Genomic DNA, 12,948 nt, shown 5'->3' with positions numbered 1-12,948 from the left:
ACATTTGCCTCTTAAGTGGAAAATATATTGGATGATTAGGAAACTTGTAAGCTAATTCAATAATCAGTTAACTAATCGAATTAAAAATTAGTGATTTGAAAAAAAGAGTCGTTTTTTATTAGAAAATCTTAAATTCCAATAGGCACAAAAAAAAGTCTGATTTATTTCAGACTTTCTAAATTTCATCACTTGTTTTTGGCATTTTCTTCATTGACATGCCTGACAAGTCTATCGCAGAGATCTTTCATCTCCTCGGACATATACTCATCACCTGTACTGTTAAGTATAGTCTGGGCCATTCCTCCAATGACGTCTATATAAAATCTCTTCATTTCAACTACCGACATTTCATCAGTCCATAAGTCAATTCTAAGGGTACTTTGATTTAGATTATCCCAAACATTGACACTGATGCTTTTGGTGGATTCCATTCCTTCATCCTCTTTATCTGTAGCACTCCAGAGAATTTCTTTCGGAAGGTTTTGATCGTCTAGATTGACTTGAAAATTGATTTCTGATTTTTTCATATGATTATAATTTTTTCATAAAGGCCATATGGAATCTCGCTTGCTTCCTCAAATCATTGGGGCATATTAGTGTATGTTGATTTAGACATGCCTGTCTGCTTCAGGCAGGCTCGATTTCATGTGATTTTAATTTGATTATCAGTTGCCACAACCTGTCCCGTACAGAAAGTCGGGATGGAATCCCTGCCTGGCGTCAGACAGGTCGCATGTTCTCCCCGATATCTAGAAGCATAACAGGGTATGAAGAATCTGCTATGCTCGATTTCATATCTCTAATTTTGGGCAACAACCGACTTTGACCTTTGCAGGTTCCATTTTAAAACTCCATTTCTGGAATTTCTCCTTTTACAATTAATTTCCCCTCGGTTTTGGACTTAATTTCTTCCACGCTTACTCCTGGAGCTCGCTCTTTCAAAATAAATCCTCCCTCAGGATCAACTTCTAATACAGCCAAATCCGTCACGATCTTTTTCACACAGCGAATTCCTGTAATTGGTAGGGAGCAAGACTTTAAAAGTTTAGATTCACCACTTTTTGAGCAGTGTTGCATCGCGACAATGATATTTTCGGCAGAAGCCACCAAATCCATTGCTCCACCCATTCCTTTTACCATTTTCCCGGGAATCTTCCAGTTGGCGATATCCCCATTCTCAGAGACTTCCATCGCTCCTAGGATAGTCAAATGTACATGTCCTCCTCGGATCATCGCAAAGGACTCGGCCGAATTGAAAAGTACAGAGCCTTTCACCATGGTGATGGTTTGCTTTCCTGCATTTATTAAATCCGGGTCAATTTGCTCTTCAGTAGGGAAGGGGCCTATCCCCAAAAGTCCATTTTCGGACTGAAGTACTATCTCCAAATCTTCAGGGATATAATTGGCAACCAAGGTAGGAATACCTATTCCTAGGTTAATGTATTGGCCATTTTTGACCTCTTTGGCTATTCTTTGGGCTATTTGTTGTTTTTTAAGCATTTTTCAGGTCTTTGGGTATATAAAAATCAGGATCTCACAGTTCGCTGTTCGATACGCTTTTCGTAGTTCTTTCCTTCGAAAATACGTTGCACATAAATACCGGGTGTATGAATTTGATTGGGATCCAATTCACCGGCAGGTACTAATTCTTCCACTTCAGCAATCGTGATTTTGCCAGCTGCAGCCATCATTGGATTAAAGTTTCTGGCAGTTCCTTTGAAAATCAAATTTCCAGCTGTGTCACCTTTCCAAGCCTTTACCAATGAAAAATCTGAACGCAACCAACGCTCCATCAAATAAAGCTTTCCATCAAATTCGCGTATTTCCTTTCCTTCTGCTACTTCAGTTCCCACTCCAGCAGGAGTAAAGAATGCCGGGATTCCTGCACCGCCTGCTCGGACGCGTTCTGCCAGCGTTCCTTGTGGGATCAGATCAACCTCTAGTTCTCCACTGAGCAACTGACGCTCAAACTCGGCATTTTCTCCCACGTAGCTGGAGATCATTTTTTTCACCATACGCTTTTGCAAAAGCAAACCGATCCCGAAGTCATCCACTCCGGCATTATTGGATACAATGGTGAGGTCTTTGATATCACGTTGGAGTAGGGCAGAGATACAGTTTTCGGGTATTCCGCTCAATCCAAATCCTCCCATCATCAAAAAAGCACCGCTGGGGATATCCTGCACGGCTTCATTCGCATCTTTTACAGTTTTATTTATCATGATTTTGGGTTTATAGTATCATTTTGGCTCTTTGCTGATCGATCAGCAACTGTGACTTTAAGGCTTCCAAGCTTTCGAATTTTTGCTCCTCTCGTAGATAATCTCTCAAGTAAATAGTGATCTGTTTATCGTAAAGATCGCCTTCAAAATCAAATAAATGCGTCTCCACACTTTTACTGCTCCCATCTACTGTGGGACGGTTTCCAATATTGAGCATGGCTTTATACAAACTTCCATTTACTGAGGCTTCTACTGCATAAACGCCATCTTTTGGAATCAGTTTGTAACTGTTTGGAATATGAACATTGGCTGTTGGGAATCCAATAGACCTACCAATCTGTTGCCCTTTGATTACCAGACCATTCAATTCATAAGGTCTTCCGAGGAAATTATTGGCAGTGATAATGTCACCTGACTCGAGCGCATTCCGAATTTTGGTGCTGGATACGCCAATTTCATCCACATCTTGTCGGCTGATTTCTTCTAAGTCAAAACCGAATTCACCTGAATGCTGCTGAAGGTATTCAAATGAACCTTCTCGATTTTTACCAAATCTGTGGTCATATCCGATCACCAGTTTTTTGGTCTTGATCTTATCTACCAAAATGTTTTGAATAAACTCCTGAGATGTCAGCTGCGAAAATTCCTTGGTGAATGGAATGCTGATCAAGTGATCTATTCCAAACTGACGCAGAAGCTTAGCCTTTTCTTCGAAAGTGGAAAGTAATCGAAGATTGTGTTCTTTTGGATAAAGTACCAACCGGGGATGTGGCCAAAAAGTAAGTAAAATAGTTTCCCCTTTGATGGATTTGGCGATTTCTCTGATCCTCTGTAAAATTTTTTGATGACCGAGATGCACCCCATCGAAGGTCCCGCTTGTGACCACGGGATTAGGCACATTTTCAAATTGGCTCAGTCCCTCATAGATTTTCATTTTCTCTTCGGGCTTTGATTTTTGCTACAAGTTCCAAAAGATTTTCGGCATTTTCTATCCGGTGGTCTCCGATTCGCGTTCTCCTGAGATTTTTGAGATAAGCGCCGACATCAAGTAGTTCACCAAGGTCTCTAGCAAGACTTCGGATATAGGTGCCTTTGGAGCAGGAGATTCGAAAATCTACTTCAGGATTATCAAAGCGGGTTATCTCAAATTCCCGAACTTCCACCGTCCTGGCTTTGATTTCAACTGTTTTTCCGGCGCGTGCAGCTTCATATACTCGCTTTCCATCTACTTTTATTGCGGAATGCATCGGAGGGATTTGCTCTATACTTCCTGTGAGTTTTTTTACAGCTTCAAGAAGTTCTTCTTTGCTAATGTTTGAGGGATCTTTTACCTCTTCGATAGGCTTTTCGAGATCAAAAGATTCAGTGGTCTTTCCCAAAACAAAAGTTCCGGTGTACTCTTTTTCCTGCCCCATGAAACTTTCGATTTGCTTGGTCATTTTCCCCGCACAAATTATCAAAAGTCCAGTTGCCAATGGATCTAATGTCCCCGCATGGCCTACTTTTTTGATTTTAAGGGCATTCCTGATTTTTTTGACAGCGTCAAAAGAGGTCCATTCCAGAGGTTTGTCCACCAAAAAAACTTCACCATAAGGTGCTTCTTGCATGATTTTTTGATTAACTGGCTTTGTTGGATTCCGACTTGGCCAGGATTGCATAGATCTCAAAAATGAATCCGGCTAAAGTTACAATTGGTCCGATGGTCAATCCTAAAACCCCATTTCCATGTGGCTCAGGATCAAGCCCAATCAGTACAAAACCTAAAATAATTAGACCGATGCCGATAAACATCAACTTGTAATTTTTTCTGGAAAAGGGAAAAGCTGCTTTGCTCATATTAGTACAATTCGTCCAAAGACATGTTTAAGTATTTATTGACAGCACGAAGGGTGCTGAAAAACGAAAGAATACCTCCTGAAACGATCAAGACTCCAAAAAGGATCAAGAGAAGCTCTTCATTTTGCAGAAGGGCAAAGCCCTCTATCGCAGTTCGTGTGTAGGAGATCAATCCAAATAGTATCAAGGAAGCTACCAATCCGGCAATCATTCCGAATACCCATGCTCGGATGAGGAAAGGCTTTCGGATAAAGCCACGAGTCGCGCCAACCAATTGCATGGATCGGATCAAGAATCGCTGGGAGAAAAGCGCCAGGCGGATGGTATTATTAATCAACATCACTACAGTGATTACCAATATGAGGATGAAACCTCCCATTACCAGACTGATTTTCAATAGATTCTTGTTGATCGAATCGACTAGGTCGGTCATGTAAGAAACCTCGAAAACACCCGGTGCAGACTGAATTTCTTGGCTGATTTGTTCGATTTGTTCGGAAGTCTGAAACTCCTCTGCCAAGGTGAAAACGAAGCTATCTCTCAGGGGATTATCTTCTAGAAATTGAGTGAAATCTTCACCGGTACTTTCTATGAAAGTTTGTGCTGCTTCTTCATCTGATATAAAGCGAAAGACTACAGAATCAGCCTTTCTAAGCACAAAGGGTCGATTTTTAAGATTGGTTTCAAGCGATTCCAATTCGGCTTCACTCAGATTTTTATCTAAAAAAACCTGCATTTCTATGTTCTCACGAATCATGCTGGTCAGACCTTTGGCCTGAATCAAGATCACTCCAAAAAGACCGACTATAAATAAAGAAAGTGTGGTACTGAACAGCACACTTCCAAATTTAAACTGTCCGAGTCTCTTCTTTTTCCTAGGGTAAGTTGCCATCTACGATGAATTTCTGATCAAAGCTAAACATCCCCAAGGATTTTGCCAATCATTTTAAGAAAGGATAGGAATTACCTTGCTGGGAGTTACTCCATAGATTTCGGTGCCACTTTGACTTTGCATGAGAGCAAGCCCGGTAAATTCTCCAAATGCCGGGAGGATTAATTGATTTTCCATTTTGTAGAAACAAGGTACGCGAAGGGATTGACGACCCATTCCTCTAAGTCTTACACCCGGATGAATGTGCCCGCAGAGATTCAAAAAGCCTTCTTCTATGGATTCTAAAGGCTCATGCGATAGAACTAGGGAATCGATGAAAACGGGTTGATGATCCAATTGAATGGGGGAGTTTTCATACCGAAAACTTGGCAACACATCATGATTTCCTTTCACCAGGTGAAAATTGATGGAAGGATATCCTTTCAAAAAATTCATCAATTCATCCCAACTCAAATTCCAATCGCTATGAAAAAGATCACCTAAAAAATAAACCTCTTGAGGAAGATACTTTGAGAAAAGCTGATCCAATCTCAGAAGATCTTTCTCGTGAATGGGTTCTGGTATCGGAATCCCGGACTTTCTAAAGTGAGCAGCTTTGCCATAGTGGAGATCTGAAATAAATAGCATTCGCTTTTGCTCCCACCAAATAGCACGTTCTTTCAAAAGCTCTAAAACACAATGATTATGTATTATCTGCATCGATTAGGAATTCCTTTTACCTCAAACCACCTAAAATTCGTGGAAATAGTTATTTTTACTTAGCTGTCAAAGCTAAAATGATTTTTATTAACGATCTGTTCAATTTTATGAGAGTCCGTCAATTTGCTTCAATTCTTATTTTATTCTTGCTTTCCTCACAAGTTTGGGCTCAAAGCGAAAATGATATTCTTGGAGTTTGGTACAATACAGAAAAAACTGCCAAGGTGATCATTACGAAAAGCGGCGATAAGTTTATGGGGAAAATCTCTTGGCTCCTCGAACCGGAAAAAAATGGAGTTCCGGCCATGGATGAGCAAAATGACAATGATAAATTGAAAAATAGACCCCTTATGGGTTTGACAATTTTAGAGGGGCTAAGCTACAAGAATGGGCTCTGGAAAGGTGGGAAAATTTACGATCCGAAATCCGGTAATACCTATTCATGCGAACTCAAGCTGCTTTCTATGGATACTTTGGAAGTAACTGGCTTTATGGGGTTCTCATGGATCGGTCGCACAGTCGAGTGGACCCGTGCAGAAAAGCCCTAATTCAATCAGCATTCAGGTAAAAGGAGCGCAGAATATATTGCAGCTGTTCAAACTCAATCAGGAAGGCATCATGACCTGCTGTGGATTTGATTTCGCGATAACTTCCTTTTGGAATGTGATTGGCGATAAATTGTGATTCTTGAGGTAAAAAAAGCAAATCCGAATCAACACCAACTGCCAATGTGCGGGCTTTTATTTTTTTCAGTGCTTTCTCTAGACTTTCCCTTCCTCTTCCCAAATCATGACTATCCATGGCTTTGCTCAGCACCCAATAGGAGAGCGCGGTAAATCTTTTCCCTAGTTTTTGTCCTTGATACCTTAAATAAGTGGCAGCTCGAAATCCATCGACAGTTCCCTCAGGACTCTGCTGTTTTCGCTCAAAATCTGAAGGATGCCGATAGCTAAGCATCGCAATCGCTCTTGCAGTTTCCAGTCCAGCCCTTCCTGCTTCAGGAGATTTCTCACCCCAGGTACAATCCGACTCGATAGCCATCCGTTGTGTTTCATTGAATCCTACCACCCAAGGAGAGGACTTAGCAGTGGATGCCAAAATGACTAGATTTTTCAAGTTCTCTCTTAGCAAATAGGCCCATTCCAATGCTACCTGACCTCCAAGTGAGCCGCCTAAAAGCGTGTGGATTGACCTAATTCCTAATCCTTCCCTGACCAAATCTAAAGCTCGAGCCATATCCCTTGTAGATAGGAAAGGAAAATCATAATAGTAGGCATCACCTGTGTTTGAGTTGATGGAAAGGGGACTGGTTGAACCATAGCAAGAACCCGGTAAATTGACACAAATGATAAAGTAATTTGAAGGATCATAAAATTGATCTTCTCCCACCATACCATTCCACCATTCGCCTACCTTAGAATCTCCAGTCAAGGCATGAACTACCCAAACTACATTGTTTTGCTCGGCATTCAGACTCCCGTAGGTGGTGTAGGTCAGTTCGAGCTCAGGGAGAACTTTCCCAGACTCCAATTCAAATGGAGTCTGGGATATAAAGGATTCCGTACGCATTTCAATAGAAGGTATTGTTAACTTTTCAGTCATTTTATACTTGGTCAAAAGCCTGCTGCAAATCTGCTTTCAGATCTTCAATGTGTTCAAAACCAACGGATAATCTCAACAAGCTTGGTGTTACTCCGGCAGCTAGTTGCTCTTCATCGCTGAGCTGCTGATGCGTAGTAGCTGATGGTTGAATGATGAGAGTTTTAGCATCGCCTACATTGGCTAGGTGGGAGATCAGTTGCAAGGAATCAATGACTTTGGTAGCTTTTTCCTTATCACCTGCTACTTCAAAACTTAGCACTCCACCAAATCCATTTCTCAAGTATTTTTTCGCCAGGTCATTATAAGGAGATGATTTCAGGCCAGGGTAATTCACTTTCTTCACCTTGGGATGGTTTTCAAGCCATTCTGCGAGTGCAAGGGCATTTTGAGTAGTTCGCTCGACACGCAAAGACAAAGTTTCCAGTCCTTGCAAGAGCAAGAAAGAATTGAATGGGCTCTGAGAAGGTCCAAAATCCCGAAGACCTTCAACTCTAGCGCGAATAGCAAAAGCTATATTGGGTAAGCCAAGTGGATTTCCCTCACCAAACACTTCCCAGAAATTGAGTCCATGATAGCCCTCAGAAGGCTCAGAAAATTGCGGAAACTTACCATTTCCCCAATTGAAATTACCACCATCCACTATGACGCCACCGACTGACGTGCCATGTCCACCAATCCACTTGGTAGCCGAAGCGGTGACGATATTTGCTCCATGGTCGAGTGGTCTGCACAGAAAGCCTCCAGCTCCGAAGGTGTTGTCAACAATCAAAGGAATGTCACGCTTCTTTGCCACCTGGGCAATGGCTTCAAAATCTGGAATGTTAAATTCCGGGTTACCAATTGTCTCTAGATAAATCGCCTTCGTTTTTTCATCGATCAATGCCTCGAAGTTTTCAGGAGCATTTCCTTTGGCAAATCGAGCTTCAATACCAATACGCTTAAAAGCAACTTTAAATTGATTGTAAGTGCCACCGTAGAGGTAAGATGTGGATACGAAATTGTCCCCTGCTTGAAGAATGTTGTTTAAAGCCAAAAACTGAGCTGCTTGACCAGAGGATGTAGCCAAAGCAGCTACTCCTCCTTCAAGTGCTGCTACGCGCTTCTCGAAGACATCGTTGGTCGGGTTCATGATTCGGGTATAGATATTCCCAAATTCTTTCAACCCAAAAAGATTGGCTCCGTGCTCAGCGGAATTGAAGGTGTAGGAGGTAGTTTGATAAATGGGTACAGCCCTTGAATTGGTTGTTGGGTCAGGTTCTTGACCAGCATGTAACTGAAGAGTTTCAAAATGATAGTTAGCAGACATAATTTATAGGGTTTAAAGGATTAAGATTTACAAATTATTCAGCATTGCTAATAGCAATCCTGTTCGCGAAAAGCGATTTCAGAAGAAAGTGATAAAATGAGAGAGAAGGTGTTGTGTGTAATCATTTGCGAAGAATTTATATTTCCGAATGAGAATACCTCAATCGGCAGGAATTGGCACCTTTCCACTTTGGAAGGTTGCCAGAGGGTCAATGAGCCTGTCTCTCGCCTCTTCTTTATAAATCCTCACACTCAAAAAGTATAAGGATGTAGCAAATTAAACGCTGAGTTTTAAGATTTCAAAGCGTTTCGGATAATTTAATGCTAAATTTTTAAAAGTGATAGTTCACTTCTTTATGTCGGAAGGACATAAGTGGCTTAACTATTTAATGAAACTCCTTCAGGTTGTATTTGAAACCTTTGGTTTTTACATCAATTGATTTTTGAGCAGAAGAGCTAATAAAATCATTCAGGATTTCTTCGATATCCTTATCGATAAACTTAGCTTTGGTAGCATTGATTAGGACCTCACTTCCATCCGGAATAGACTCTAAAGCTTTCATCAGTGGAGCTTTGTTTAAATAGGACACTTGTTTCTGAAGCTTAAGTACATAAACTCCTTTATCCTCTGACAGGGTGACCGTTTTATGGTAGTTAGCCTGAATGATGAAGAAAAATCCAACCACCAAACCTATACCGATTCCCACTAGCAGATTTGTCAGTAAAATAGCGATGACGGTGACTATAAATGGAATAAACTGACTTTTTCCTTTAAGGTACTCGTCGATAAATACAGAAGGCTTTGCCAATTTATAGCCGACCATAATTAGGATGGCAGCAAGACAACTTAAGGGGATTTGGTTCAAGATTTCTGGTATAGTTAGTACCAAAATAAATATCAGGACTCCATGAAAAATTGCTGATAGTTTGGTTTTAGCCCCAGCTCCAATATTAGCAGATGTCCGAACAATCACAGCAGTAACGGGGAGCCCTCCAATTAATCCCGAAATAGAATTCCCAACTCCCTGTGCTACAAGCTCTCGTGAGGTGGGAGTAATTCGCTTTTCCGGATCCATCTTATCTCCGGCTTCGATACTAAGGAGCGTTTCAATGCTGGCAATCACAGCTATTGTCACAGCGATAATCCAGAAATTAGAGGTGTTGATAGCTGAAAAATCAGGAAAAGTTAATAAGCTCGCCATTTCGGCTAAGTTTCCAGCAATCGGAATATTTACCAAAAGTCTACCGCTTTGAATCCAATCGGGAAGAAAGATTTGGTATAATTTATTCATCAAAACTCCCAAAACTACCACCCAAAGTGCGCCAGGAATTAAACCTATCAGTTTATGACCTTTTATTTTGGGTCTATCAAAAAAGTATAGTATGAGGAGTGAAATCAGAGTGATTGGGATAGCTCCAATGCTAAAATTTTGAATGGCAAGCCAGGTTTCCACAAAGGAGCTGCTACTCTCCATAGTTGCAGGATTCATTGCTTCCTTATCCCAGCCGAGGCCATGGGGTATTTGCTTGATGATCAGGATGAGGCCGATGGCAGTAAGCATTCCTTTGATCACAGAATGAGGAAAATAATATCCCAAAACCCCAGCCTTGGCAAAACCTAGAATCATCTGGATAAGTCCTGCGATCACAACTGTGCCTAGAAAAAGCTCGAAACTTCCCAAACTGGAAATCGAATCCAAAACAACCACCGTAAGCCCTGCAGCGGGTCCACTGACACTTACATGGGAGCCTGAAATACTTCCGATGACAATCCCTCCGATTATTCCGGCAATCAAACCTGCCAAGGGCGGAGCACCACTTGCCACTGCAATCCCCAAACATAAAGGCAATGCCACCAAAAAGACCACAAGCGAGGCCTTCAAGTCATTCTTTATGATGTTTTTGGTGATGGTCTGAGCCATATGAGCCGTGTGGGTTGAAAAGTTTATTATATCAAATAGACGTTCAACTAGGGCTCAAAAGTTCTCCAAAGGCAGTGTCAATTGCGGTAAAGTCAAAGGAATCTAGGGCAGTTTTGAATTTGGTTTGAATGGCAGGCAAGCAAAGATTGCCAATGCTTCCCTCATGGGTATGGGAAACAGTACTTTGATCAGGTGCAAAATCACCGGATTCTATATCCAAACCTACCTTTTTATAGGCATCTCTAAATGGCATTCCACTTAATACTAAATCATTGACAACCTCCACGGAGAATACATGCTGATAAAACTTGTCATTCAGGACATCCTTTTTGATTTGAATATCCTTAAGCATGAAAGTGGACATTTCTACGCAGCTTTTAAGACTCTCGAGTCCAGGGAAAATTTCCTCCTTCAAAAGTTGTAAATCACGATGATAGCCAGTCGTGGAATTGGTCAAAATCATCGAAATAGTCTGAGGAATGGATTGAATTTGGTTTGTTTTGGCACGAATCAGTTCAAATACATCAGGATTTTTCTTGTGAGGCATGATACTCGAACCAGTGGTGAGTTCATCCGGAAAACTTATAAACCCAAAATGCTGATTCATAAACAGACAAACATCGTCTGCAAGACGATTCAGTGTTGCTGCAATTCCTGCCAGGGCAAAAGAAAGGGTTCTTTCCGTCTTTCCACGGCTATTTTGTGCGTTGATCACATTGTGATGTAAGTCTGAGAATCCCAATAATCGGGTAGTGTAAGTTCTGTCTAAAGGAAAGCTTGAACCATATCCAGCCGCGGATCCCAATGGATTTTTATCGGATAAATCAAAAGCTGCTTTTAAAAGCGCTAGGTCTTCACTTAGCCCTTCCAAAACAGAGGAAAACCAAAGCCCAAAGCTAGAAGGCATGGCCAATTGGGTATGAGTGTATCCCGGCATTAGGTCTTCCTGATGTTTCTCCGAAAGATGGGCTAGGAGTTCGCCCAACTCCTCAATTGATTCAACCAATTCACGGATTGCAGATCGGTAATACAGCTTCAAATCAACGAGAACCTGGTCATTTCGGCTTCGGCCAGAATGAAGCTTTTTTCCAACATCTCCAAGTCGCTGAGTCAATAGAAACTCCACCTGAGAATGAACATCTTCGATTCCTGGATCTATGGAAAATTTGCCTTGCTCAATTTCCAAATAGATCGTTTTCAGGCCGTCTTGCAACTGCTTATTTTCTTCTTCTGTAAGCAAGCCGATTTTGAAAAGCATTTTGGCGTGAGCCATGGATCCAAGCACATCAAAAGGAGCCAAAATCAAATCAAATTCCGGATCTCTTCCTATCGTGAATTCTTCTACTTCCTTCTTATTGCCACTGGCTTTCTGCCAAATCTTCATATTGCGGGTTATTTTATAAGCTGTACGTATTTTTCTAAAAGGAGCAAGTAACCTAACACTCCTTTTTCTATCTCCTCGATGTAAATGAACTCGTCTGCAGAGTGAGATCTTGCAGAATCACCGGGGCCGATTTTGATGGATGGATAGGGGATAAGTGCCTGATCCGAAAGGGTAGGACTTCCAAAAGTCTCTATACCACATTTAATAGCTGCTTTCATAATCGGATGACCGTCCAAAGGACGTGTGCTATTCAATCGAAGTGATCGGGGTGTGAGTTTGGCATGCAATCCCACTTGAAGCTCCTCTATGGCTTCCTCCAAAGTGTAAGCGTCAGTCACCCGCACATCGAGCGTATAGGTACACTTATCTGGGACGACATTATGTTGTTTTCCTGCGGAAATAATCGTAGCAGAAACTTTGGTATTTCCTAAGTATTGAGATTGCCTTTTAAATTTGAAATCTCTGATTTTCAGAATATCTTCCATCGCGAGATAAATGGCATTAACCCCTTCGTCTCGGGCAGCATGACCTGATTTACCGGTTACTTCTGCATCTATCACGACCAATCCTTTTTCTGCCAAAGCCATTTTCATCTGGGTAGGTTCTCCCACTATAGCGAGATCGGCAGGTTTTAGATTTTTGACCACTAGTTCCATCCCCTTTTTTCCTGAAATCTCCTCTTCAGCAGAAGCAATAAAAACCAAATTGAACGGCAGTTCCTCTTTCCAGAGATGGAGAAAGGTTGCTAATAAGCTTACTAAGCAGCCACCTGCATCATTTGATCCCAGACCATAAAGTTTTCCGTCTTCTATATCTGGAGAAAATGGCTTTCGGGTATATCCATTATTTGGATATACGGTATCATGGTGAGAATTCAGCCAAATATCAGGTTTTTGGGGATCGTAATTTTTCTGATACACCACGATATTATTTCCAAAACGGTTGATATCTGCTCCATTTTGAATTAAAAATCGGCTCAAAATAGTTGCCGTTTCTTCTTCCTGCTTGGAAATGGAAGGGGTAGCAATTAGCTCCTTCAACAGATCAATGCAGTCGGAAAAAATCTCTTCATTGTACTTCATAAAC

14 protein-coding genes and 1 riboswitch are annotated in these 12,948 nt (G+C 41.4%); of the genes, 1 reads left to right on the top strand and 13 read right to left on the bottom strand.

All coding sequences use genetic code 11. The annotated features are described in order from the left end of the window. Positions 1 to 185: 185 nt before the first annotated feature. The 8 genes from gldC to pdeM all read right to left on the bottom strand — a co-directional run bounded on the left by gldC (position 186) and on the right by pdeM (position 5,649). Complete coding sequence (gene gldC / locus CDH51_RS01850; protein ID WP_026945653.1) at positions 186 to 527, bottom strand: gliding motility protein GldC; 342 nt, start codon at positions 525 to 527, stop codon at positions 186 to 188. Positions 528 to 843: 316 nt separating this feature from the next. Next, positions 844 to 1,500 carry a CoA transferase subunit B gene (locus tag CDH51_RS01845; RefSeq protein WP_100626987.1) on the bottom strand — a complete coding sequence of 219 codons (657 nt, stop codon included), beginning with the start codon at positions 1,498 to 1,500 and terminating at the stop codon, positions 844 to 846. A gap of 26 nt (positions 1,501 to 1,526) precedes the next feature. Then, positions 1,527 to 2,222 carry a CoA transferase subunit A gene (locus CDH51_RS01840; RefSeq protein WP_100626986.1) on the bottom strand — a complete coding sequence of 232 codons (696 nt, stop codon included), beginning with the start codon at positions 2,220 to 2,222 and terminating at the stop codon, positions 1,527 to 1,529. Between the two features lie 10 nt (positions 2,223 to 2,232). Further along, positions 2,233 to 3,156 (bottom strand): bifunctional riboflavin kinase/FAD synthetase, encoded by a 924-nt coding sequence (locus CDH51_RS01835; protein ID WP_100626985.1) that lies wholly within the window; start codon positions 3,154 to 3,156, stop codon positions 2,233 to 2,235. Then, positions 3,143 to 3,829, bottom strand: coding sequence for a tRNA pseudouridine(55) synthase TruB (gene truB, locus CDH51_RS01830; RefSeq protein ID WP_100627781.1), 687 nt, complete (start codon positions 3,827 to 3,829; stop codon positions 3,143 to 3,145). Before truB ends, CDH51_RS01835 begins: the two co-directional genes overlap by 14 nt. 10 nt (positions 3,830 to 3,839) lie before the next feature. Further along, entirely contained in the window at positions 3,840 to 4,058 is a 219-nt protein-coding gene (locus tag CDH51_RS01825; RefSeq protein ID WP_100626984.1) for a DUF3098 domain-containing protein, read from the bottom strand. Position 4,059: 1 nt separating this feature from the next. Continuing rightward, on the bottom strand, positions 4,060 to 4,950 hold the full coding sequence (locus tag CDH51_RS01820) for a cell division protein FtsX (RefSeq protein ID WP_100626983.1): 891 nt from the start codon (positions 4,948 to 4,950) through the stop codon (positions 4,060 to 4,062). A gap of 54 nt (positions 4,951 to 5,004) precedes the next feature. Next, complete coding sequence (pdeM, locus tag CDH51_RS01815; RefSeq protein ID WP_100626982.1) at positions 5,005 to 5,649, bottom strand: ligase-associated DNA damage response endonuclease PdeM; 645 nt, start codon at positions 5,647 to 5,649, stop codon at positions 5,005 to 5,007. 107 nt (positions 5,650 to 5,756) lie between these two features. Here pdeM and CDH51_RS01810 point away from each other — a divergent pair, with 107 nt between their 5' ends. Beyond that, positions 5,757 to 6,197, top strand: a complete 441-nt coding sequence (locus CDH51_RS01810; RefSeq protein ID WP_100627780.1) for a DUF2147 domain-containing protein — start codon at positions 5,757 to 5,759, stop codon at positions 6,195 to 6,197. A 1-nt stretch (position 6,198) separates the two neighbouring features. On the opposite strand, the gene CDH51_RS01805 is transcribed toward CDH51_RS01810, so the two are convergent. From CDH51_RS01805 to CDH51_RS01785, 5 genes are all read right to left on the bottom strand, one after another. Beyond that, the gene (locus tag CDH51_RS01805; protein WP_394335561.1) at positions 6,199 to 7,251 is read right to left on the bottom strand and encodes a homoserine O-acetyltransferase family protein; all 1,053 of its coding nucleotides are present in this window, start codon (positions 7,249 to 7,251) and stop codon (positions 6,199 to 6,201) included. 1 nt (position 7,252) lies between these two features. Next, positions 7,253 to 8,557, bottom strand: a complete 1,305-nt coding sequence (locus CDH51_RS01800; RefSeq protein WP_100626981.1) for an O-acetylhomoserine aminocarboxypropyltransferase/cysteine synthase family protein — start codon at positions 8,555 to 8,557, stop codon at positions 7,253 to 7,255. A gap of 133 nt (positions 8,558 to 8,690) precedes the next feature. After that, positions 8,691 to 8,801, bottom strand: a riboswitch (SAM riboswitch). A gap of 141 nt (positions 8,802 to 8,942) precedes the next feature. After that, positions 8,943 to 10,478: a SulP family inorganic anion transporter gene (locus CDH51_RS01795; RefSeq protein ID WP_100626980.1), complete on the bottom strand. Its 1,536-nt coding sequence runs from the start codon at positions 10,476 to 10,478 to the stop codon at positions 8,943 to 8,945. A 43-nt stretch (positions 10,479 to 10,521) separates the two neighbouring features. Further along, positions 10,522 to 11,862 carry an argininosuccinate lyase gene (gene argH, locus CDH51_RS01790; protein ID WP_100626979.1) on the bottom strand — a complete coding sequence of 447 codons (1,341 nt, stop codon included), beginning with the start codon at positions 11,860 to 11,862 and terminating at the stop codon, positions 10,522 to 10,524. Positions 11,863 to 11,870: 8 nt separating this feature from the next. After that, on the bottom strand, positions 11,871 to 12,944 hold the full coding sequence (locus CDH51_RS01785; RefSeq protein ID WP_100626978.1) for a M20 family metallo-hydrolase: 1,074 nt from the start codon (positions 12,942 to 12,944) through the stop codon (positions 11,871 to 11,873). Between the last annotated feature and the right edge of the window lie 4 nt (positions 12,945 to 12,948).

Origin of the sequence: Algoriphagus formosus (assembly GCF_002807035.1) — a bacterium.
Lineage (GTDB): Bacteria > Bacteroidota > Bacteroidia > Cytophagales > Cyclobacteriaceae > Algoriphagus > Algoriphagus formosus.
This window is presented reverse-complemented; position numbering and strand designations above follow the sequence as displayed.

Coding starts and splice junctions, on each gene's coding strand:
- CDH51_RS01810 (WP_100627780.1), top strand. CDS start 5,757: ATGAGAGTCCGTCAATTTGCTTCAATTCTTATTTTATTCTTGCTTTCC.
- CDH51_RS01835 (WP_100626985.1), bottom strand. CDS start 3,156: ATGAAAATCTATGAGGGACTGAGCCAATTTGAAAATGTGCCTAATCCC.
- truB (WP_100627781.1), bottom strand. CDS start 3,829: ATGCAAGAAGCACCTTATGGTGAAGTTTTTTTGGTGGACAAACCTCTG.
- CDH51_RS01840 (WP_100626986.1), bottom strand. CDS start 2,222: ATGATAAATAAAACTGTAAAAGATGCGAATGAAGCCGTGCAGGATATC.
- gldC (WP_026945653.1), bottom strand. CDS start 527: ATGAAAAAATCAGAAATCAATTTTCAAGTCAATCTAGACGATCAAAAC.
- CDH51_RS01785 (WP_100626978.1), bottom strand. CDS start 12,944: ATGAAGTACAATGAAGAGATTTTTTCCGACTGCATTGATCTGTTGAAG.
- CDH51_RS01800 (WP_100626981.1), bottom strand. CDS start 8,557: ATGTCTGCTAACTATCATTTTGAAACTCTTCAGTTACATGCTGGTCAA.
- pdeM (WP_100626982.1), bottom strand. CDS start 5,649: ATGCAGATAATACATAATCATTGTGTTTTAGAGCTTTTGAAAGAACGT.
- CDH51_RS01795 (WP_100626980.1), bottom strand. CDS start 10,478: ATGGCTCAGACCATCACCAAAAACATCATAAAGAATGACTTGAAGGCC.
- CDH51_RS01825 (WP_100626984.1), bottom strand. CDS start 4,058: ATGAGCAAAGCAGCTTTTCCCTTTTCCAGAAAAAATTACAAGTTGATG.
- argH (WP_100626979.1), bottom strand. CDS start 11,862: ATGAAGATTTGGCAGAAAGCCAGTGGCAATAAGAAGGAAGTAGAAGAA.
- CDH51_RS01845 (WP_100626987.1), bottom strand. CDS start 1,500: ATGCTTAAAAAACAACAAATAGCCCAAAGAATAGCCAAAGAGGTCAAA.
- CDH51_RS01805 (WP_394335561.1), bottom strand. CDS start 7,251: ATGACTGAAAAGTTAACAATACCTTCTATTGAAATGCGTACGGAATCC.
- CDH51_RS01820 (WP_100626983.1), bottom strand. CDS start 4,950: ATGGCAACTTACCCTAGGAAAAAGAAGAGACTCGGACAGTTTAAATTT.